Raw genomic sequence first — 19,107 nt, forward strand, 5'->3', positions numbered from 1 at the left:
TCGCATCATGACACGACGGCGGAGCCGGTGGTTGTCGGCGATTCGTCATGAAACCGTGCTTTGACAGTATGAAATTTGAGCTTTTCGATGAAGGAAGTTGCCCGAACTCGGGGGAATCTGAAGGATCCGGCAAGGAGGAACCCCACGATGGACCAACGTCTGCCGATCTCCCGCCGCAATCTCCTGCTCGGAGCCGCCGCCTTCGGCGTTCCCGCCGCCCTGGCCGGCTGCGGCTCCGACACGCCCACACCCGCGCCGGGCGCGTCGGGCGGCAAGCTCGGCACGGTCACGATCGGCTCGAACGCCTCCGACGAGGTCCCGAAGAAGGCTCTCGACACCGTGATCAAGGGCTTCACCCAGGCCACCACCAGGATCAACACCGTGGACCACAACACGTTCCAGGAGAACATCAACCGCTACCTCAAGGGCACGCCGGAGGACGTGTTCACCTGGTTCGCGGGCAACCGCATGCAGTTCTTCGCCCAGCAGGGGCTCGCCACCGACATCTCCGACGTGTGGCAGGAGATCGGCGGCGACTACACCCAGGCGTTCAAGGACCAGTCGACCGGCCTGGACGGCAAGCAGTATTTCGTGCCGTTCACGTACTATCCGTGGGCGGTCTTCTACCGCAAGAGCGTCTGGCAGGAGAAGGGGTACGCGCCTCCGGCCACGCTCGACGAGTTCATCGCCCTGGCCAGGAAGATGAAGGCCGACGGGCTGATCCCGATCGCGTTCGCCGACAAGGACGGCTGGCCGGCCATGGGGACGTTCGACATCCTCAACATGCGCACGAACGGCTACGACTTCCACGTCTCGCTCATGAGCGGCGAACAGTCCTGGACCGACCCGAAGGTCAAGCAGGTGTTCGACACCTGGCGAGGGCTGATGGAGCATCACCAGCCGGCCGCGCTCGGGCGCACGTGGCAGGAGGCCGCGCAGTCGCTGGCGCAGAAGAAGACCGGGATGTACCTGCTCGGCATGTTCGTGGCCCAGCAGTTCCCCGAGGCCGACCGCGACGACCTCGACTTCTTCACCTTCCCCGCGATCAACCCGGCCTACGGCACCGACTCGATCGACGCCCCCATCGACGGCTACATGATCTCCGCCAAGGCCAAGAACGTCGAGGGCGCCAAGGCCCTGCTCAAGCACCTGGCGCAGGCCTCGTCGCAGAACATCGCCACCAAGCTGGACCCGGGCACGCTGGCCGCCAGCTCCAAGGCCGACACCTCCGGCTACAGCGCACTGCAGAAGCGCGGCGCCGAACTGGTGTCCAAGGCCACGCACATCGCGCAGTTCCTCGACCGCGACACCCGGCCGGACTTCGCCTCCACCGTGATGATCCCGTCGCTGCAGTCGTTCGTCGGCAAACCGAACGAGATCGACTCCCTGCTGGCGAGCATCGAGAAGCAGAAGCTCAACATCTTCCGCTGATGAGCGTCAAAACCCGTCGCTACTCCGCCCGCGACGTGACCATCCTGGTCATCGGGCTGGGGGTGGCCGTCATCGTCAACGTGGGCCTCATCTGGGGCCCCACCGTGGCCTCCATCGGCCTGTCGGGCACGGACTGGAACGGCATCGGGCCGATCGGGTGGGTGGGCGGGCAGAACTACCACGACCTGGCCGCCGAGTATCCGCCGTTCTGGTCGGCCGTTCGCAACAACCTGCTGTGGCTGGGACTCCTGGCGTTGGTCGCGACGCCGTTCGGGCTGTTCTGCGCGGTGCTGCTGGATCGGCGGCTGCGGTTGTCGCGGGTCTACCAGAGCGCTCTCTACATGCCGGTAGTACTATCCCTGGCCGTAGTGGGCTTCATCGCGCAGCTCGTCTACTCCTCCGACTACGGCGTGCTGAACGCGGTGACCGGGCTGAGCGTGGACTGGCTGGGCGACAGCTCCATCAACATCTGGGTGGTCATGGTGGCGGCCGGGTGGCGGCACGTCGGCTACGTCATGATCATCTATCTGGCGGGGCTGAAGGCCGTCGATCCGGCGCTGAAGGAGGCCGCGGCCATCGACGGGGCCGGCGAGCGGCAGGCGTTCTTCCAGGTGGTGTTCCCGACGTTGCGGCCGGTCAACGTGATCGTGCTGGTGATCACGGTGATCGAGGCGCTGCGGGCCTTCGACGTCGTCTACGCCATCAACAAGGGGCGCAACGGGCTGGAGCTGCTGTCCGTGCTGGTCACCGAGAACATCGTGGGCGAGGCCAGCAGGATCGGGTTCGGCTCGGCCATCGCGGTGATCCTGCTGGCGATCTCGATGGGGTTCATCGTGACGTACTTGTCGCAGTTGTTCAAAGGAGAGGAGCGATGACGCTGTTCGAAGGGGGAGGAGCGATGACGCGCGAGGGAGAGGAGCGATGACGCTCACCGCGCCGGCCGCCGCTCCCCCGGCCCAGACGCCCGGGGCGCCCCCGAAACGTCCGGTGCGTCCGCTGCGGATCCTGCTGCACGTCTTCCTGGCGCTGGTGGCGCTGGGGTGGCTGCTGCCGCTGGTGCTCGCCGTCTACGCCTCGCTGCGGCCGTACGACGAGACCGCCCGCCTGGGCTACTTCTCGCTGCCGGAGAATCTCACGCTCGACTACTACGGAGAGGCGTGGAGCCAGGCCGAGCTGCCCCACTACTATCTGAACACATTGATCATCGTGGTTCCGGGCGTGCTGCTGACGCTGTTTCTGGCCTCGTTCACCGCTTTCGCGATCGCGCGGCTGCGCATCCCCGGGCGCAAGGCGCTGCTGATCGTCTTCACGGCCGGCAACCTGCTGCCACCGCAGGTCCTCATCACCCCGCTCTACACCCTTTACACGCTCATCCCGCTGCCCGCGTGGCTGTCGGACTCGGAGTCGCTCTACGACTCCTACCTGGGGTTGATCCTCATCCACGTGGCATTCCAGTTCGGCTTCTGCGTCTTCGTCATGGCGAACTTCATGCGCACGATCCCGGAGGAGATCACCGAGGCGGCGCTCGTGGACGGGGCCAGTGTGTGGAAGCGCTACTGGCGGCTGACGCTGCCGCTGTGCCGGCCGGTGCTGGCGGCGCTGTCCACGCTGCAGTTCACCTGGATGTACAACGACTTCCTCTGGGCGCTGGTGCTGATGTCGTCGGGCGACAAACTGCCGGTCACCTCGGCGCTGAACAACCTGCGCGGCCAGTTCTTCACCGACTACAACCTGCTGGCGGCCGGATCGGTGCTGGTGGCGCTCCCGACGCTGATCGTCTTCCAGCTCCTGCACAAGCAGTTCGTCGCCGGGCTCACGCTCGGCACCACCAAGGGCTAGCAGAGCGCTCGCGGTTACGGACCCGCACCTGGAGCAGGTCGCGAGAAGGGGCCCGATCCTGAGAGAGGTCGCGGGAACGGGCCCGTGGTCAAAGGAGGTCGTGGAAGCGGGCCGCGACGTGGTCCCAGGCCCATTCGCGGATGATCCAGTCGCGGCCGGCCGCGCCCATCTTGCGCGCCTTCTCCGGATCGCTCAGCAGCTCGACCACGGCCTGGGCGATATCGCCCGGATCCGTACCGTCCACGACCAGCCCGGTCTCGCCGGGCCGCACGGCGTCGGGCGCGCCGCCCGACCGCCCGGCCACCACCGGCAGCCCGGTGGCGGCCGCCTCCAGGAACACGATCCCGAGCCCCTCCACGTCCACCCCGTTCAGCCGTGTACGGCACGGCATCGCGAACACGTCCGATGCCGCGTAGTAGCCGGGCAGACCGGCGGCCGGCACCGTGCCGGTGAACCTGATCGACTCCCGCCCGCCGGCCAGCCGCTCCAGCGCCGCCCGGTAGGGCCCGCCGCCCACGAACAGCAGGACCGCGTCCGGCACCGACCGCAACACCTGGGGCCAGGCCCTGATGAGCTGGTCCTGGCCCTTGCGCGGCACCAGCCGCGACACGCAGGCGACGACCGGCCGGCCCGCCACGCCCAGCTCGGCCTTGAGCGCGCCGGGCCGGAACTGGGCGACGTCCACGCCGGGCGCGAGCCGTACGAGCTTGTCCTCCGGGATGACGGCGGCCAGCCGCTCGCGCGTGTACTCGCCGAGATACGTCACCACGTCGGCGTGCTCGCCGATCCGGCGCAGCGCGGACCGGAAGCCCGGTGCGCCCGCCCACGACGCCTCGTGGCCGTGGGTGAGCATCACCACGCGCCGCGCGCCGGCCGCGCGCAGACGCGGGGCGAGCAGGCCGAGCGGCGCCGCCGCCCCGAACACCACGGTCTGCGCGCGATGCTCCGCCACCAGCCCGGCCGCCCTGCGCGCGACCGCCGGGGTGGGCAACATGAGCCGGGTCGGATGCCGCACGATCCGGTACGGCTGCCGCCGGTCGAACTCCTCGCACCCCGGCCAGGCCGGAGCGTAGACGGCCACACCCGGCGTGCGGAGCGCCAGCCCGTGCACGAACGACTGGATGCCGCCCGGCCTGGGCGGAAAGTCGTTCGTGACGATGACCACGTTCCCCACGGCGTTCCCCACGGCGTTCCCCACGGCGTTCCCCACGGCGTTCCCCACGGCGTTCCCCACGGCACCCGCCCCGTCAGCGGTCACGGGACACCTGGCCGGTCACCGAACCCACTGCCCGGCCCGGCGTCGAGCCGGCCACCGGATCGGCCGCCAGACCTGAAACACGGCCCGGCACCGAACCCGCAGGACCCGGCTCGAAACCCGGCTCGGCACCCGGCGTGCTCGGTGGAGGGGTCGGGCACGCCACCTGTCGGGGCACCTGTCACGGCACCGGGACACCGTTCAGCTTCGCCCACGAGCGGGCCAGGGCGATGCGCTCAGGGCTGGAGGGATGGGAGGCATAGAGGACATATTCCACCGCATCCGGCGACAAGTCGGAAATATTGGTGATTGCCAGGCGTTTCTGCATGGCGATGAACGTGGCCGGATCCCTCGTGAGGTCGAGCGCGTGCACGTCCGCCCTGGCCTCGATGTGGCGGGTGATCAGGTTCTGGAGCGGGCCCATGATGAGCGAGCCCAGCGTCATGAGCCCGATGATCGCGCCGACCGCCCGGGGATCGGCGACCGAGGCGACGCCGGTACGCCGCCTGAGCGGGCCGAACACCAGGAACAGCAGGATCGCGCCGAAGGCCGACCCCAGACCGCCGATGAGCGTGCCGTACAGCACGTCGCCGTACTTGGCGTGGCCCAGCTCATGCGCCACCACCAGCTCGACCTCGCGCTGCGGAGCCTGGAGCAGTGTGTCGTAGACGACGATGCGGCGCGTGGCGCCGAAGCCGGAGACGTACGCGTTGAGCGCCGTCGTCCTGCGTGAGGCGTCGGCGACCAGCACGTCCTCGACCGGCACTCCGTCACGCTCGGCCATGGTCAGCAGGTTGGCCCGCAGCGGCCCCTCCCGCATCGAGGTGAAGTCGTTGAACAGCGGCTCGAACACCACCGGATAGACGAACGACGCCACCAAAGCCAGCGCGAACGCGCCGATGGCGGCCGGAATCCACCAGCGCCTGACCTTGCGGGCCAGCGCCACGAGCACGACCAGCATCAGGCAGAGCAGGAACGTCTCCACGCCCAGGCTCTTCAGCCGGTCACCGGCCCAGCCAGCCCAGTCCTGGACGGACAGGCCGTAGTCGCGCAGGATCGTCTCGAACCAGATGCCCAGCGGCAGCCTGATCACCTCGACGATCACGGTGATCACGACGACGCCGAGCACCACGCGGAGCCACCATGGGCCCTTGAGCCGGCCCAGCACCTTCGCCCCGAACGGGGTGGCCACCAGCAGCCCCGTGAAGATGACGGTGAGCGCCAGCGAGAGGTAGCTGGGCAACGTCGTGGCCGCGTCGAACGCCTGCGACCTGGCGATCTGGGCGGCGGTGAAGTCGCGGGCCGGTTCGGGCGGACCCGAGGTCAGCAGGTGCCAGGGGGTGCTGAACACGGCCACGGCCACCATCACCAGGCCGAGCAGCACCAGAGCCACCCCGGCCTGCCGCCGCAACCGTCCGCCGCCGTCCGCCGCCGTGCCGTTCGCGGAGGCCCCGCGCGCCGTGGCCTCCGGTCCGTCGTCGTGCCCGGAAGCCCCGGGCGCCGTGGCCTCCGGGTCGTCATCGTGCTTCACGTCCCCACCATGCCCCCGCTCCTCGCCTGCCACGGCGATCCGGTCGGCGTCCACGGCCGTCGTGGCGCCACCGGACCGTTCCCCGCCGCCTACCGGCACAGCCTCGGACCGTTCGCCGCTCGTCACCGGCACAGCCTCGGACCGTTCGCCGCCGCCCACCGGCACAGCCTCACCGGGCGGGTCCGCCCCCGGGACGGAAGCCGCACTACCGGGCTCCTCCCCAGCCGGTGATGCGTCGTCCGCGTCCTGTCGTCCGCTCATCTGCCTCCCCCTTGCTACGCGAGCCGATCCCGCACGTAGTCGCGCCACCGTGCCGTCAGTGTGGCGACGGAGAGCCCCAGCGGGGCGAGCGCCTGATCGACCCCGGCCGCCTGGGCATCACGGTAGAGCCTCACCAGGGTCCTCTCACTGAACCGGTCAGCGAGGAAGCGACACGCCAGCCAGGCCTCCTGGTACGCCCGCGCAAGCCGGATCGGGTCCCGGCCATCCACCGCAAAAGCCGCAGGTCCCGGCAATGCGCTCGGCAGTCGTCCGGCGCGCACCTCGGCGGTGAGCTCGGCGGCGGCGATCTTCACGGGCAACCCGGCGTCGCGGTAGGCGACGTAGTCGGCGAAGCCTTCGTACAACCAGATCGGCAGGCGTTCGGTGCCGGCCGCCACATGGGTGAGCTCGTGGGTGAGAACGACGTCCTTGCCGGTGGAGTTCAGCCTGGCGAAGAACTCGGGCACGACGATCACCCGCCCGCCGTCGGCCACCGCCGCCAGCCCGTCCACCCTCGGCACCCGGGCCAGCGCGGCCGCCTCCCCGGTGCTCGCCGGAACGACCACCACAGGCCGCACACGCCTGCCGAGCACGGCCGAGACCCGCTGCCCTGCCGTATCCGCCCGGCGGGCCATCTCGTGCAGCTCATCCACCGGCACGGGCGCGACGTGATGCCCGACGACCACGGAGTACACCCCGTGGGCGACGACCTGCCCCTCGCTCCACAACTCCCGCACGCCGGGGGGAAGGACGGGCGATTCAGGGGTGGGGGCGCTGGCGGGCACGGCGAGCAGGAGCAGGCAGGTGACTGCCGCTCGTCGGCTCACCGGCTCGGACACGATGCCCGATCGTAGTCGGCCCCATCCCCTGCCCTGAGCGCCCCAGCGCCACCCTGAGGGGCCTGCGCACCTCCACAGCGGCCGTGTACGCCCCGCGTACACCCAGGGCGCCACATCCAGCCCCGCGCACGCCCACGCACCACATCCAACGCCGCGCACGCCCACGCGCCACACCCAGCCCCGTGCACCACCTCGCCGGCCGGCGGTGCGCCGTAACGGCGGGGCGGGTGTGCGGGTCAGAGGCCGTCTCCCTGGAGGCCCTCGCCACGTGCGGCGGATGGCGTGCCGTTGGCTCCGCCGTAAAAAATCATCTAAAAACGTCTGCCGCAAAAGAGCGCCGATGAGAAGAGCCCCGCCCGAATGAGAAAGATTCGGGCGGGGCTTCTTCACGCGCCGGGACGGACCGCGCCGACGAACGACGACTTGCGCCACCCGCCCAGCTTGTCGATGCGCACCCGCTCGCCTGTCCGAGGCGAATGGATCATCTTGCCCTTGCCGACATACATGCCCACGTGGCCGAGCCCGCTGAAGAACATCAGGTCGCCTGGCTTGAGATTGCGCCAAGAGATCTTGGTCCTGATACGGACGAACTGGCTGCTCGCCACGCGCGGGAGTCTCACCCCGGCCTTCTTCCAGGCGTACTGGACGAGACCGGAACAATCGAACGAGCCGGGTCCGGTGGCTCCGTAACGGTACGGATCACCGACCTGGCCCTTGGCCACCGCGACGGCCCTGCGGGCCTTCACCTTCTGCCGGGCGATTCTGGCCGACCTCTTGGAGGTGGCCTTGGCCGATTTCGCGGTCACGGCGACGGCCTTGACCGCCTTGACCGTGGAGATTCCGGCCGAACCTCTGGTCGCCGCCTGGGCCGTGGGGGCCTGGAGGACCAAACCTCCGGCCGTCACGGTCATGGTGAGCGCTACGCCGCTCAGGGCAATGCGGGACAGGCGGGGGTTGTGCAGGGAGGTAGACAGGATTTCTCCTTGTGTCTTCCACGAACGCCTACCGGGTTAGCTGACGGATTCGGGCCTGGAAGTCGCCCTACGGCGCGAATGGCGCGCCGATTCACCCCTGATCCCTGCAAAGGGGGATCGCTGGGTCCCCGGTTCCGTGCTCCTGGCTGCACGGATTCGGCAGGTCGAAGCCGCTGATCAAGGTTTTGCTCTGGGAAAGATCAGCGGTGACCGGCGGATTCTTATCTGGCTCACATCGGGGGAACCGATGTCGGCTCGCGGCTGACATGGCTTGTTCGCCGCGACGCCAGAAGCTACGCCGAGAGGTCAAGAATCGGCAAAACACCAGCCAGCTTGTAAAGATCAGAAAAAGGGGTCAGTAAGGTTCGAAACCCCTGCTGGAGCACCAGGTTCTGTTATCGAAAAGTGACCCTTCTCACACTTCTGGACGGCTGACTGTGTCAGGTCCCACCCGTCACATCCGTCACATCCGTCACATCCGCTGCGCGGTCAAGCGGAAGCCGGTGTGCGGCAATCGCCCGGACGCGATCCGCTCCCGTTCGATGCGCCACAACTCGTCCACGACGCCAGTGCCGCCATTTATCAGCTTTCCGGCGATATATCGGGACAAGTAGGGCTCTGGCCGTACGTCCGGCGCCTCGAACCGCTCCCCGACGGCGGCCAGCATGTCGACGGCGGACGAGTGGTCCGCGTGGGCCGCCCGCCACCGCTCGGCCGGATCACGGCCGGGCTCACGCGGAAAATCCGCCACCCCCGCGGCGGCCAGCAACGATCCGGCATCGTAGAACCAGGCGGCCGCCGCCGGGTCGGCCCAGTCCCAGGCGAACTCGTCGACGACCAGCAGCCCACCTCTCCTGAGCAGGGCGGACGCGCGATCCAGCACCGCCGTCAAAGGGTGCATGTGGTGCAGCGACAGTGACATGACGATCGCGTCGAACGGCTCTTCGTCGTAGTAGCAAGCGAAGTCGGCCCGCCGCGCGGGCACCCCGGCGCCCCGGGCCGCCGCAACGGCGTGCTCCGAGACGTCGATCGCCGTCACGTCGTGGCCCCGCCCCAGGAGCGCGGCGGCCAGTTCGCCCCGTCCGCACCCGGCGTCGAGCACCCGTGACCGCCCGCTGCCGAGCACGTCGCCGAGCCAGGTGAGCTGATTGTTGTCCATTGTCTCCATACGCCTGAGGATGGCCGAGCGAGCGGTATGAGCACCACTGCGGGTTCGGCATGCGACCCATAAGCTGCACACATGCTTGATGTGTGGTCGCTGAAGGTGCTCGCCGAGGTCGGAAGGCTGGGATCGTTCTCGGCGGCGGCGCAGGAGTTGTCGATGACCCAGCCCGCCGTCTCCCGGCAGATCGGCGCGCTGGAGCGGCGGACCGGAGTGCGCCTGTTCGACCGGCTGCCTCGCGGCGTGCGGCCCACGGATGCCGGGCTGGCCGCGCTGGAGCAGGCCGGGGAGGTGCTGAAGGGGATGAGGCTGTTCGAGACGCGGCTGCGGGCGTTCGCCGTCGCGCAGGCGGGGCGGGTGCGGGTCTCGGCCTTCCCCAGCGCGGCCACCAGCTACCTGCCGGAACGGTTCCGCGCCTTCGCGCAGCGGCACCCTGACGTCGAGCTGGCGCTGACCGTGCGCTCAGGGGAACCTGACCCGTGCGCGGCCGTCCTGGACGGCGACGCCGACCTGGCGCTGCTGACCTCCTGGGACACGGCCGCAGGCGTCGAGGTCACACCGCTCGCCGAGGACGAGCTGTTCGTGGCGCTGCCGGCCGGTCATCCCCTGGCGAAGGGGGCTCGGGTACGGCTGCGGGACCTGGCGGAAGAGCCGTGGATCGACGGCACCCATCCCGACTGTCTCGGGCCTGTCTCCCAGCTCGCGGCGGCGCTCGGCGGCGCGCCCAGGATCAGCCACGTGTGTGACGACTGGAACGGCAGGCAGGGGCTGGTGGCGGCCGGGGTGGGGGTGATGTTGTATCCGTCGATCGCGGGGGTTTCGACCGCCCGGCGCGACATCCGGCTGCTGCGGCCCACGCCTGCCCTGCCGTCGCGGACGATCCTCGCCGCCACCCTGCCCGGGGACGGCAGCCGCTCTCCCGCCGTCTCCGCGTTCCTCGCCACCCTGACCGCACCCACGGCCTGAACCCCGGCCGTTCCACCGCGGCCATGTCCGAAAAGGAACCTGGCGCCGACCGAAACAGGCCGCCACCAGGCTCACATCAGACCCGGGCGAACCTCACGGCCGAACGGCCCCGACGATGCGGCCGCCGTAGGAGGAGAGCTTGACCACCTTGACGACGTCACCCGTCTGCGGCGCATGGACGATCTGCCCGTTACCCGCATAAATGCTGACATGCCCGAGACCGGAGCTGAAAATGAGGTCCCCAGGCTGAAGATCGCTCGGCTTCACCGTCCGCCCCTGCCCCCACGACCACTGCTGCCAGGTCGTACGCGGCAACGTCACCCCCGCGGCCCGCCACGCCGCCTGGGTCAGCCCCGAGCAGTCGTATCCGCGCGGCCCGGTCCCACCGAAGATGTAGGGCTTGCCGACCTGCGCGAACGCGAACCGCAACACCGCCGCCGCGTTACCCGAGGCCGGCCCCGTGTACGGGATGCCGACGCTGTTCGGGTTGCCCGGCCGGTAGGCCCCCAGCTTCTTGAGCAGCTTCTTCTGCTGCGTGATCAGCTTGAGGACCTCCGAGCGCTCCTTCTCGACGCCGTCCCGTTCCTTGTCCGCCGTCGCGAGCGCCACCTGCGCCTTGTCGCGCTCCACCTTCAGCCCGCGGTTCTCCCGGTCGAACGCGGCCAGCTTCTGCGTCCGCTCGTGCGAGAGCTGCCCGGCCAGCGCCAGCCCGCTCAGGAGCTGGCCCGGATTCTCCGAGCCCATCAGCCCGGGCCACGAGGTGACGTCCGAACCGATCTTGTAGCTGTCGACGGCCATGTCGACCACCTGGCCACGCAGGTTCGCGACCGTCGCCTGCTTGCGCTTGTAGCTCTCGTTCAGCTTGGCGTAGCTCTGCTTGGCGTCCTTGTAGCGCTCCGTCGCCGTGTTGTAACGGTCGACGACCTTGTCCGCCTTGCCGTTGAGCTTGTCCAGCTTGGCCTTCGCCTGTTGGAGTGTGGGCTTGGGATCAGCGACGGCCGCACCCGTCGGAAACAGCACCAGCCCGAACGCGATTCCCGCGGCCACCGGTACCCTGCCAAACCTCACTACGTCGCCTCCCAGGGGTTATACCTGGGGCGAAATAGTACAGAAGTGTCGGGTGAGGTCGTACCTAATCCCGTTAATTCGTAATTTAAGCCCGACCCAGCCTACGCAGCAGCAAGCCAGACGGAACGGGTCTGGCTCCCATGCGCCTGACGGACTCGGCCACCTCACGGTCCGACGACACCACGGCGATGGCCCTGCCGGGCGGCTCGGCCCGGACGAGCTGGCGGATGAGATCGTCGGCGATCACCCCCGGCGCGCTGAACAACACCCGCACCCCACGCGGCGCCACCACCTGCACGGGGGCGTTGAGCTCCGCCCCGTCGAAGACGACGGTCACCTCGACCCTCGTCTGCGCCACCAGCCCGCCGAGCCCGGTCATGAGCCGGTTGCGCTGGTCGGCGAGCGTGAGTGTGCCGTAGCCGGTCTTGGTGACGTTGTAGCCGTCGATGATGAGGTGCACCTGCGGCAGCGCCAGGAGCTGGTCGAGCAGTTGCGGGTCGTCGTCGGCGAGCGCGCGCGCGGGCACCCCGCGCACGCCGGGTCGCTCGCCGGTGATGGCCGCGACCGAGTCGGCCGGACGGCTGATCGTGGTGGGCAGGGCGAGCTCCCTGCGCAGCCCGGCTGAGGCGTCCTGCAACGCGTCGAGCAGCACTCTGACGCGGGCGTCCTCGATGCTCCGGCCCTCGCGGGCGGCCCGGCGCGAGGCCTCAAGCTGCTTTTCGACGTCGGCCAGCCGCTCGCGCAGCCGCCGCAGCTCCGCCTCGCCGGCGTTGCCCGCGACCGAGGCGGCCGAGCGGGCCTCCTCCGCCGCGTGCTCCTTCTCCTCGGCCGCCCGCAACGCGGACTTGGCCCGCTCGCGGGCGTCGTGCAGCTTGCGGCGCAGGTCGGAGTTCTCCGAGCGGGCGACCCTGATCTGCTCGCGCAGCCGGTCGGTCTCCTCCTTGGCGGCGCTCTTCTGCGCGGCGAGCTGCTCGCGCAGCCGGGTGACGACGATCTCGCGCTCCGAGCCCTCGGCGGCCACCGCCGACTGCTCCAGGTCCGCGCGGGCCGTCTCGATCATCTGCGCCCAGCCCGGCGGCCGGGTCAGGTAGGCCGCCGCGGCCACGAGCACGGGATCGGCCGCGGGCGGCACGTTGCCCTCGGCCAGCGACTCGACCAGCTCCGGCCAGCCGGCGGCCACCGACTCGGCGACCAGCTCGCGGAACTTCTTGTCGTTCTCCAGTTGTGCCGCGATCGGCGCCCCGCCCAGCTTGGCCCGCTTGCGGGGGTCGAACTTGGCGATGCCGCGCAACGGCGGCGGTATGGAGACAGCGGGCAGCGCGCCGAGGACCTGGGAGGCCAGGTCGACGACATTGAGCCGCACCTGCTCGGGAAGCGGGCGAGACAGGCCTTCACCCGCTGAACTCATCCCACTTGTCCCTTCGTGACATGCCCTTTCAGACAAGGGTACGGCTGCCGCGTACCTGACCGTAACGGCCGCCCGCATATGGACAAGCGCTTGCTAGGCGGTATACGACTGTGCCGGGGCAGGCGTTCACCCGGGAGGCACACCGTGACGGACCAGATGCGTACCTCCACCCGCGACCTGGAAGAACTGCGCGAACGCCTGACCGCCTGGCTCCGGGGCAAGGTCGGGCAGGACGCTTCGGTGTCCGAACTGTCCAGACCGTCCGCCAACGGGATGTCCAGTGAGACCCTGTTCTTCACCGCAACCTGGAGTGAAGGGCGAACGCGCTGCGTGGCGCGGCTCGCACCTGCGGTAGAAGCCGTTCCGGTTTTTCCGTCCTACGATCTGCGGGCCCAGTTCGACATCATGCGGCTGGCCAGGCAGAAAGCTGGGATTCCAGCGCCCAGGACCCTCTGGTTCGAGCCGGGGCCCGAGGCCGTCGGGAGCCCGTTCTTCGTCATGGAACGCCATGACGGCGAGGTGCCGCCCGACGTGCTGCCGTACACGTTCGGCGGCTGGCTGCACGACGCGGCGCCCGAGGACCGGCGCAGGCTGCAGGACGCGAGCGTGGCGATCGCGGCCGCGCTGCACGAGACCGCCTTCACCCCGGCGGAGCTGGCGCCGTACGGGGCGGGCGGCCTGCGGGCGCACGTCGAGGAGCAGCACGCCTACTACGAGTGGGCGCACGGGAAGACGCGCATCCCCGTGCTGGAGCGGGCCTTCGACTGGCTGGAGTCGCACTGGCCGCGCGACCCGGGACCCGACGTGCTCTGCTGGGGCGACGCCAGGATCGGCAACCTGATGTTCGAGGACTTCACGCCGGTCGCGGTGCTCGACTGGGAGATGGCCACGGTGGCGCCGCGCGAGCTGGACCTGTCCTGGATGATCTTCCTGCACCGCTTCTTCCAGGACATCACGGTCGGCGCGAACCTTCCTGGCATGCCCGACTTCATGCGCCGCGACGACGTATGCCAGAAATATCGTGAACTTACCGGGTACGAGCCCCGCGACATGGACTTCTACGAGCTGTACGCCGCCCTCCGGCACGGCATCATCATGGCCCGCGTGTGGCAGCGCCGGATCCACTTCGGCGAGCAGCCGCTGCCGGACGACCCCGACGACCTCGTGCTGCACCGGGCCACGATCGAGGAGTTACTGGCCCGCTGACCCAGGAGCCCGCGTCGGACGCGGGGCCCCTTCCTGATCAGGACATGAAATGAGCCGCGTGATCCCCCTCGGTTTGCCCATGCCCCTGTACTGGACAAACCTGATCGCGCGGCTCAAGGTCTTGCAAGACATAGCATTATTTGTCCCGCTTGCAGCCTGCTTGCAGGTTCATTAACCCTGAATGCGGCCCTCAGTCAGGGCGGCGGAGACCCGCACACCGCCGCCGCTCAGGGGACGCGCCGCCGCTCAGGGACGTGCCGGCGCTCGGGGACGTGCCGGCGCTCGGGGACGTGCTCGTCAGCCGCCGGCCGGCTGCTTGGCGAGCTCGGCCAGGAACGCCTTCGCCAGCGTCCGCGCGCCCTCCATCGCCTCCTTCTCGGCCATGAGGTCGACCTCGGCCGCGTTGGTGGCCTTCCCCTCGGGCCGCTGGTGCCCCGAATAGGCGAGGTCGACGACGATCGAGCCGCTGCGGATCAGCACCGTGCCGCTGGAGGCCGACACCTCGCCCTGCCGGGTCTGGACGAACTGCTCGTACGCCTGGTCGCCCAGCCCTGCGGCGTTCTTCAGCGCGCCCCACTTGACGCGGCCGATCGACGAGGCGGCGGTGCCCTTGGCGCGCCCGTGCCGGCTCGCGTAGAAGGCCTTGGCCGCGGGCTCGTCGACGGAGCCCGCCCGGTTGGAGAAGCGGTGCACGGTGATCAGCGCACTGCGGATCTTCACGATCCCCTCGCCGCCGGGCAGCTCGCGGTTGAGCCAGCGGCACTCGGTCTGCGCGTCGGCGCCGTCCCCCATGCCGCGCGCCCTGGTGGCGGGTTCGGGCACGAGCCGCGTGGCGGCCGGCGTGACGGCCGCGCACTCGGCGGGGAGGGCGGCCAGCACGGTCGGCGACGGCGTCGGCCGGGCGCTCGGCGTGACCGCGGCCTGCGACGGCCGGGCCTGGGCGAGCACGTCGGGGTGCTGCGCCTGCCAGGCGGCCACGCCCTTGGCGAAGTGGCCGACCAGCGTGGCCACCTCGCGGACGGCGTTCTCCTCGGTGATCGACTGGGTGGTCTCGTTGGACAGGATCTGCGCGTCCTTGCGCTGCTGGCCGGCCTGGAACTTGACCTCGATGAGCATGTCGTCGACCCGGGCGAACGCCGTGCCGAAGGAGTACCACAGCAGTTGGCCGTTGCGCCGCCAGGTGTACTGGGCGAACGCGCTGTCGCCGACGCCCGGGAGGTCCTTGATCGGGGAGATGTACTGCTTCTCGTCCGGGTCGAGGGACGGCTTGGCGGTCCCGCCGAAGGTGCCGCTGCGATATTCGGCCTCGTACGAGTTCTGCGCCATCGCCCTGCCGGTCTTGGCCCCGTCGGGCTTGTGCTGCTGGATCCGGACGTTGATCTCCCTCGACCGCCACCACTCACCGAACGAGATGCGCTGGTTCTTCCAGTTGCAGGTGAAGTCGATCGTGTAGTCGCCGTCCCTGGACCCCATGCTCACGGTCGCGCCGGGAGCCAGCCGCTCGACCTCGTCCTTGGGCAGCAGGGCGCAGGCGTCGGGCCCGGTCACCGGGGCGGCGGCGGTCTGGGACCGCTCCTTGCCGCTCTGCACGGCGGCGGGCGGCGTGGCGGTGCCCGCCGCCTGGCCGTAGACCAGGTACGCCCCCACTCCCCCGGCCGCGACCAGCACCACGAGCGCGGCGGCCAGCGCCGGCAGCAGCCAGGCGGGCCGCCTGCGGCGCGGCGGCGGGCCGGGCGGAGGGCCGGGCGGCATGCCCCAACCGGGCGGCCCTGAAGGCCCGCCCATCCCGTACGGCGGCCCCGAAGGCCCGCCCATCCCATGGGGCCCACCCGAAGGCCCGCCCATACCGCCGGGCGGCCCCGAAGGCCCGCCCATCCCGTACGGCGGCCCCGAAGGCCCGCCCATGCCGCGGGGCGGCCCTGAATGCCCGGTCGGCGGCTGGGCAGGCGGCATTCCCGGTCGCTCGAACTGCCTGCCCGGCACCGGATACGGGGTGTTCGGCGGCTCGTACTCGCTACCGGGATTCACGGAGACTCCTGGGGTTGCCCTGAACTGCGGGGAAACATGCTAGTAACCCCTCCTGCAAGGTGCTTCAACGTCATTTCGGCAATATCGCGGACACCAGGCGGGCGGCGGCGACGGCCGTCTCCTGGTCCTCCAGGTCCGAGGCCGGCACGTCATCACGATGCCAGACCACCTCGCCCAGCAGGTTGCTTGTCCGGAAAAGCACTGTGCTGTCCGAAGCACCGCTCTTGTTGGTGTTCACGTAGAACCTGAAGGCGTTCTGGACGATCGCCGACTCCCCCACGCCCGTGACGTCGCGGAGCTTGCCGCGCACGTCGCGCCGCACGCTGCCCTCGGCCGCGCCGCGGTTGGCCTTCTCGCTGGTGAAGCGCCGCAGCGCCACCTGCGGGCCGCCGAGGTCACCGTCGGGCTGCTCCGCCCAGGCGCGGACGAGCAGGCGGCGCCCGCGCTGGGTGCCCTCGCGGACGAGCCACTGGCACTCGCCCGGCCTGGGCCGGCTCCGTTCGGGCACGCCGTTCATCAGCCGGCCCGCCTGGGCGTCGCTGAGCAGCGCGCACGGGTCCGGCGCCGTGGCGAACCTGCCCGGTTCCGGATCGCCGCCGAGCGCGCCGGCGGCGTACCAGCCGCCCGCGCCGAGCGCCACGACGGCCGCGAGCACCGCCGGCAGCAGCCACCCGCGCCTCCGGCGGTGACCACGGCGGCCGCGCGCCGGCGGGGCGGCCGCCACGGCGCCGAGCGCCGCGCGGACCTGCGGCGCCGCAGGCCGGACGGCGGGGTTCTTGGCCAGCATGGCCATCAGCAGGCCGCCGAGATCGCGCCCCGCCCTGGCCGGGAACGGCGGTTCGTGCAGCAGCACCGCCGCCGCCACCGCCGCGGGCAGCTCCCGCTCGAACGGCGCCCGGCCCTCCACAGCCGTGTAGAGGCTGGCGCCGAGCGACCACAGGTCGGACGCCGGGCCCGACGGGTGCTCGTTGAGCCGCTCGGGGGCCATGTAGCCGGGCGAGCCCGCGCTGCCGTACCTGTCCATCGGGCCGCCCATCGGCGTCGCGATGCCGAAGTCGGTGAGCATGGCGGAGCCGTCGGCGTCGAGCAGGATGTTGGCGGGCTTGACGTCCTGGTGGAGGATGCCGTGGGCGTGCGCGACCTCCAGCGCCGACAACACCCGCAGCCCGGTCGCCGCGACGAACGCGGGCGGCAGCGGCCCCTGATCCTTGATCACCTTGTCCAGGGAACGGCCGGCGACCAGGTCCATGATGATCCACGGCTGGTCGTCCGCCAGCACGACGTCGTGAACGAGCACGATGGCCGGATCGCGCAGCCGCCCGGCGGACCTGGCCTCGTGGATGGCCCGGCCGGCGAACTCCGCCCGCTCGGCCGGCGTCAGCATCTCCGGCAGGTGGACCTGCTTGACCGCGACCTGCCGGTCGAGCACCTCGTCGATGGCCCGCCACACGGTCCCCGCGCCGCCCTGCCCGAGCCGCTCGATCAGCCGGTAACGGCCTGCCAGCAGGTAGAGGTCACCTGGCATCGCGCAACGCCCGCACGCTCGCCTGGGCCGCTCTCAGGGCCGACTGCTTGACGTCCTCGTCGGTCGGCCGGTCGGCGAGGGTCGAGTATTCGACGCTCACCACCAGGTTGGCCAGCCGGTAGTAGACGTGGGCGGAGTGCACCCGGCCCGTGGAGCCCTTCAGCTCGAAGCCGAACGCCTCCTCGCCGACGCCGGTGATCTGGTGCAGCGGGGTGCGCGTGGCCTTCCTGGAGTCCTTGACGCCGATCTCCGGCCAGGTCCAGTCGACGGCGTCGTACTTGGACCAGTAACGCCGCTGGCTCTCGAAGAGCGTGCGGGCCGAGGCCGGCGTCATCGACCAGGGGTCGACGGTGTCGGAGTCCTTCTGCACCTGCAGGCCGACGCCGGAGCCCGAGATGGGCCAGCCGCACTTGGGGCCGACCTCGTTGGAGTCGGGCTGCCCCTTGGGCGGGCTCTGGGTGCGCAGCAGCGCGCGGACCTCCTCGCCGCTGATCAGCGTGCACACGTCCAGCGGCGCCGTGAACGCCACCGGCGCCCCGCCGTCCCGGCCGCGCAGCACGAAGAAGCCCGTCGCGCCGGCGGCCAGCAGGACGACCGTGCCGGCGGCGATCCAGACGGCGGCCCGCCCGCGCCCGTGCACCTTGCTGGGCGCGGTCATGGCCTGGTTGACGGGCAGGTGCGGCGCCGCGCCGCCCGCCGCGACCTGTCTCAGCGCCTGTACGACCACGCGCGCGTCGGGCCGGGCAGCGGGATGGGGCGCCATCATGGCGGCCAGCAGCGGCCCCAGCGGCCCGGACGCGACCGGCACCGGCCGCGTCAGCGTGGCACGGAGCCGGTCGGCCACCGACCCCTCGTAGGCGGGAGCGCCCGTCAGCGCGTTGTAGAGCGTGGCGCCGAGCGACCACAGGTCGCTGGCGGGGCCGCCGGGGTGGCCGTCGAGCCGCTCCGGCGCGATGAACCCGGGCGAGCCGATCATCAGCCCCTGCTCGGTGAGCGTCGCCTGGCCCTCCTGCCTGGCGATGCCGAAGTCGGTGAGCACCACCCGGCCGCTGTCGGTCATGAAGACGTTGCCGGGCTTGACGTCGCGGTGCTGCAGCCCCTGCGCGTGGGCGACCGACAGCGCCTCCAGCACGTCGGCGCCCACCCGGGCGGCGTGGACGGGCGGCAGCGGCCCGGACTCGCGGACGGTCTCGGCGAGCGTGCGGCCCCGCAGCAGCTCCATGACCAGCCACGGCCGCTCCTGCTCCACGACCACGTCGTGCAGGGCCACGATGCCGGGATGACGCAGCCGCGCGGTGGCCTGCGCCTCGCGTACGGCCCGGGTGACCGACTCGGCCCGCTGCTTGGGCGACATGCCTTCCGGCAGCGTGAGCTCCTTGACCGCGACCTCGCGCTCAAGCATCTCGTCCCTGGCCAGCCACACCTTTCCCATGCCGCCGGCCCCCAGAGGGCGCAGCAGCGCGTAGCGACCGGCAAGTCTTCCCGCAGACATAAAGGGAAGGGTAACTAAGGATCATGACATGTGGTGATTCGTTCCCAGAGGTCACCACTCCCCCGCCCGCCGGGGCGCTCCCCGATCGCCCCCTTCCGTTCTCTGTCGACCACCCGCTCCGG

General features: G+C 70.6%; 16 protein-coding genes and 1 riboswitch. Of the genes, 6 read left to right on the forward strand and 10 right to left on the reverse strand.

What is annotated here, in order from left to right:
• The first annotated feature begins 147 nt into the window (after window positions 1-147).
• The 3 genes from ACWD0F_RS08545 to ACWD0F_RS08555 are packed head-to-tail and all read left to right on the forward strand — an operon-like array spanning window position 148 to window position 3,270.
• A complete protein-coding gene (locus ACWD0F_RS08545; protein WP_449873288.1) occupies window positions 148-1,431 on the forward strand; it encodes an ABC transporter substrate-binding protein in 1,284 nt (427 codons plus the stop codon).
• A complete protein-coding gene (locus ACWD0F_RS08550; protein WP_449873289.1) occupies window positions 1,431-2,306 on the forward strand; it encodes a carbohydrate ABC transporter permease in 876 nt (291 codons plus the stop codon). Before ACWD0F_RS08545 ends, ACWD0F_RS08550 begins: the two co-directional genes overlap by 1 nt.
• Before the next feature lie 46 nt (window positions 2,307-2,352).
• A complete protein-coding gene (locus tag ACWD0F_RS08555; RefSeq protein ID WP_449873290.1) occupies window positions 2,353-3,270 on the forward strand; it encodes a carbohydrate ABC transporter permease in 918 nt (305 codons plus the stop codon).
• A gap of 88 nt (window positions 3,271-3,358) precedes the next feature.
• On the opposite strand, the gene ACWD0F_RS08560 is transcribed toward ACWD0F_RS08555, so the two are convergent.
• Together ACWD0F_RS08560 and ACWD0F_RS08565 are read right to left on the reverse strand one after the other, a co-directional pair.
• A complete protein-coding gene (locus ACWD0F_RS08560; RefSeq protein WP_449873580.1) occupies window positions 3,359-4,444 on the reverse strand; it encodes a glycosyltransferase family 4 protein in 1,086 nt (361 codons plus the stop codon).
• 262 nt (window positions 4,445-4,706) lie between these two features.
• Window positions 4,707-6,056: a M48 family metallopeptidase gene (locus ACWD0F_RS08565; RefSeq protein ID WP_449873291.1), complete on the reverse strand. Its 1,350-nt coding sequence runs from the start codon at window positions 6,054-6,056 to the stop codon at window positions 4,707-4,709.
• 9 nt (window positions 6,057-6,065) lie between these two features.
• Between ACWD0F_RS08565 and ACWD0F_RS08570 the strand changes: the two genes are divergently transcribed.
• On the forward strand, window positions 6,066-6,287 hold the full coding sequence (locus ACWD0F_RS08570; RefSeq protein ID WP_449873292.1) for a hypothetical protein: 222 nt from the start codon (window positions 6,066-6,068) through the stop codon (window positions 6,285-6,287).
• A gap of 44 nt (window positions 6,288-6,331) precedes the next feature.
• Here ACWD0F_RS08570 and ACWD0F_RS08575 read toward each other — a convergent pair whose 3' ends face one another.
• The 3 genes from ACWD0F_RS08575 to ACWD0F_RS08585 form a co-directional block, all read right to left on the reverse strand.
• On the reverse strand, window positions 6,332-7,156 hold the full coding sequence (locus ACWD0F_RS08575) for a hypothetical protein (RefSeq protein WP_449873293.1): 825 nt from the start codon (window positions 7,154-7,156) through the stop codon (window positions 6,332-6,334).
• Window positions 7,157-7,542: 386 nt separating this feature from the next.
• Window positions 7,543-8,067, reverse strand: a complete 525-nt coding sequence (locus tag ACWD0F_RS08580; protein WP_449873294.1) for a C40 family peptidase — start codon at window positions 8,065-8,067, stop codon at window positions 7,543-7,545.
• A 73-nt stretch (window positions 8,068-8,140) separates the two neighbouring features.
• A riboswitch (cyclic di-AMP (ydaO/yuaA leader) is annotated at window positions 8,141-8,302 on the reverse strand.
• Window positions 8,303-8,602: 300 nt separating this feature from the next.
• The gene (locus ACWD0F_RS08585) at window positions 8,603-9,298 is read right to left on the reverse strand and encodes a class I SAM-dependent methyltransferase (RefSeq protein ID WP_449873295.1); all 696 of its coding nucleotides are present in this window, start codon (window positions 9,296-9,298) and stop codon (window positions 8,603-8,605) included.
• A 72-nt stretch (window positions 9,299-9,370) separates the two neighbouring features.
• Here ACWD0F_RS08585 and ACWD0F_RS08590 point away from each other — a divergent pair, with 72 nt between their 5' ends.
• Complete coding sequence (locus tag ACWD0F_RS08590) at window positions 9,371-10,258, forward strand: LysR family transcriptional regulator (protein ID WP_449873296.1); 888 nt, start codon at window positions 9,371-9,373, stop codon at window positions 10,256-10,258.
• Between the two features lie 93 nt (window positions 10,259-10,351).
• On the opposite strand, the gene ACWD0F_RS08595 is transcribed toward ACWD0F_RS08590, so the two are convergent.
• Both ACWD0F_RS08595 and ACWD0F_RS08600 read right to left on the reverse strand, forming a co-directional pair.
• Window positions 10,352-11,305: a C40 family peptidase gene (locus ACWD0F_RS08595; protein ID WP_449873297.1), complete on the reverse strand. Its 954-nt coding sequence runs from the start codon at window positions 11,303-11,305 to the stop codon at window positions 10,352-10,354.
• A gap of 106 nt (window positions 11,306-11,411) precedes the next feature.
• Window positions 11,412-12,734: an NYN domain-containing protein gene (locus ACWD0F_RS08600; protein WP_449873298.1), complete on the reverse strand. Its 1,323-nt coding sequence runs from the start codon at window positions 12,732-12,734 to the stop codon at window positions 11,412-11,414.
• Window positions 12,735-12,878: 144 nt separating this feature from the next.
• On the opposite strand from ACWD0F_RS08600, the gene ACWD0F_RS08605 reads away from it, so the two are divergent.
• On the forward strand, window positions 12,879-13,940 hold the full coding sequence (locus tag ACWD0F_RS08605; RefSeq protein WP_449873299.1) for a phosphotransferase family protein: 1,062 nt from the start codon (window positions 12,879-12,881) through the stop codon (window positions 13,938-13,940).
• Window positions 13,941-14,237: 297 nt separating this feature from the next.
• Here ACWD0F_RS08605 and ACWD0F_RS08610 read toward each other — a convergent pair whose 3' ends face one another.
• From ACWD0F_RS08610 to ACWD0F_RS08620, 3 genes are all read right to left on the reverse strand, one after another.
• On the reverse strand, window positions 14,238-15,692 hold the full coding sequence (locus ACWD0F_RS08610) for a hypothetical protein (RefSeq protein WP_449873300.1): 1,455 nt from the start codon (window positions 15,690-15,692) through the stop codon (window positions 14,238-14,240).
• A gap of 346 nt (window positions 15,693-16,038) precedes the next feature.
• On the reverse strand, window positions 16,039-17,493 hold the full coding sequence (locus ACWD0F_RS08615; RefSeq protein WP_449873301.1) for a serine/threonine-protein kinase: 1,455 nt from the start codon (window positions 17,491-17,493) through the stop codon (window positions 16,039-16,041).
• Window positions 17,483-18,985, reverse strand: a complete 1,503-nt coding sequence (locus ACWD0F_RS08620; protein WP_449873302.1) for a protein kinase domain-containing protein — start codon at window positions 18,983-18,985, stop codon at window positions 17,483-17,485. Before ACWD0F_RS08620 ends, ACWD0F_RS08615 begins: the two co-directional genes overlap by 11 nt.
• Window positions 18,986-19,107: the final 122 nt, after the last annotated feature.

Source organism: Nonomuraea sp. NPDC002799, from assembly GCF_053592075.1.

Coding starts and splice junctions, on each gene's coding strand:
- ACWD0F_RS08585 (WP_449873295.1), bottom strand. CDS start 9,298: ATGGAGACAATGGACAACAATCAGCTCACCTGGCTCGGCGACGTGCTC.
- ACWD0F_RS08590 (WP_449873296.1), top strand. CDS start 9,371: ATGCTTGATGTGTGGTCGCTGAAGGTGCTCGCCGAGGTCGGAAGGCTG.
- ACWD0F_RS08580 (WP_449873294.1), bottom strand. CDS start 8,067: ATGACCGTGACGGCCGGAGGTTTGGTCCTCCAGGCCCCCACGGCCCAG.
- ACWD0F_RS08615 (WP_449873301.1), bottom strand. CDS start 17,493: ATGCCAGGTGACCTCTACCTGCTGGCAGGCCGTTACCGGCTGATCGAG.
- ACWD0F_RS08620 (WP_449873302.1), bottom strand. CDS start 18,985: ATGTCTGCGGGAAGACTTGCCGGTCGCTACGCGCTGCTGCGCCCTCTG.
- ACWD0F_RS08555 (WP_449873290.1), top strand. CDS start 2,353: ATGACGCTCACCGCGCCGGCCGCCGCTCCCCCGGCCCAGACGCCCGGG.
- ACWD0F_RS08550 (WP_449873289.1), top strand. CDS start 1,431: ATGAGCGTCAAAACCCGTCGCTACTCCGCCCGCGACGTGACCATCCTG.
- ACWD0F_RS08600 (WP_449873298.1), bottom strand. CDS start 12,734: ATGAGTTCAGCGGGTGAAGGCCTGTCTCGCCCGCTTCCCGAGCAGGTG.
- ACWD0F_RS08570 (WP_449873292.1), top strand. CDS start 6,066: ATGCCCCCGCTCCTCGCCTGCCACGGCGATCCGGTCGGCGTCCACGGC.
- ACWD0F_RS08610 (WP_449873300.1), bottom strand. CDS start 15,692: ATGCCGCCCGGCCCTCCGCCCGGCCCGCCGCCGCGCCGCAGGCGGCCC.
- ACWD0F_RS08545 (WP_449873288.1), top strand. CDS start 148: ATGGACCAACGTCTGCCGATCTCCCGCCGCAATCTCCTGCTCGGAGCC.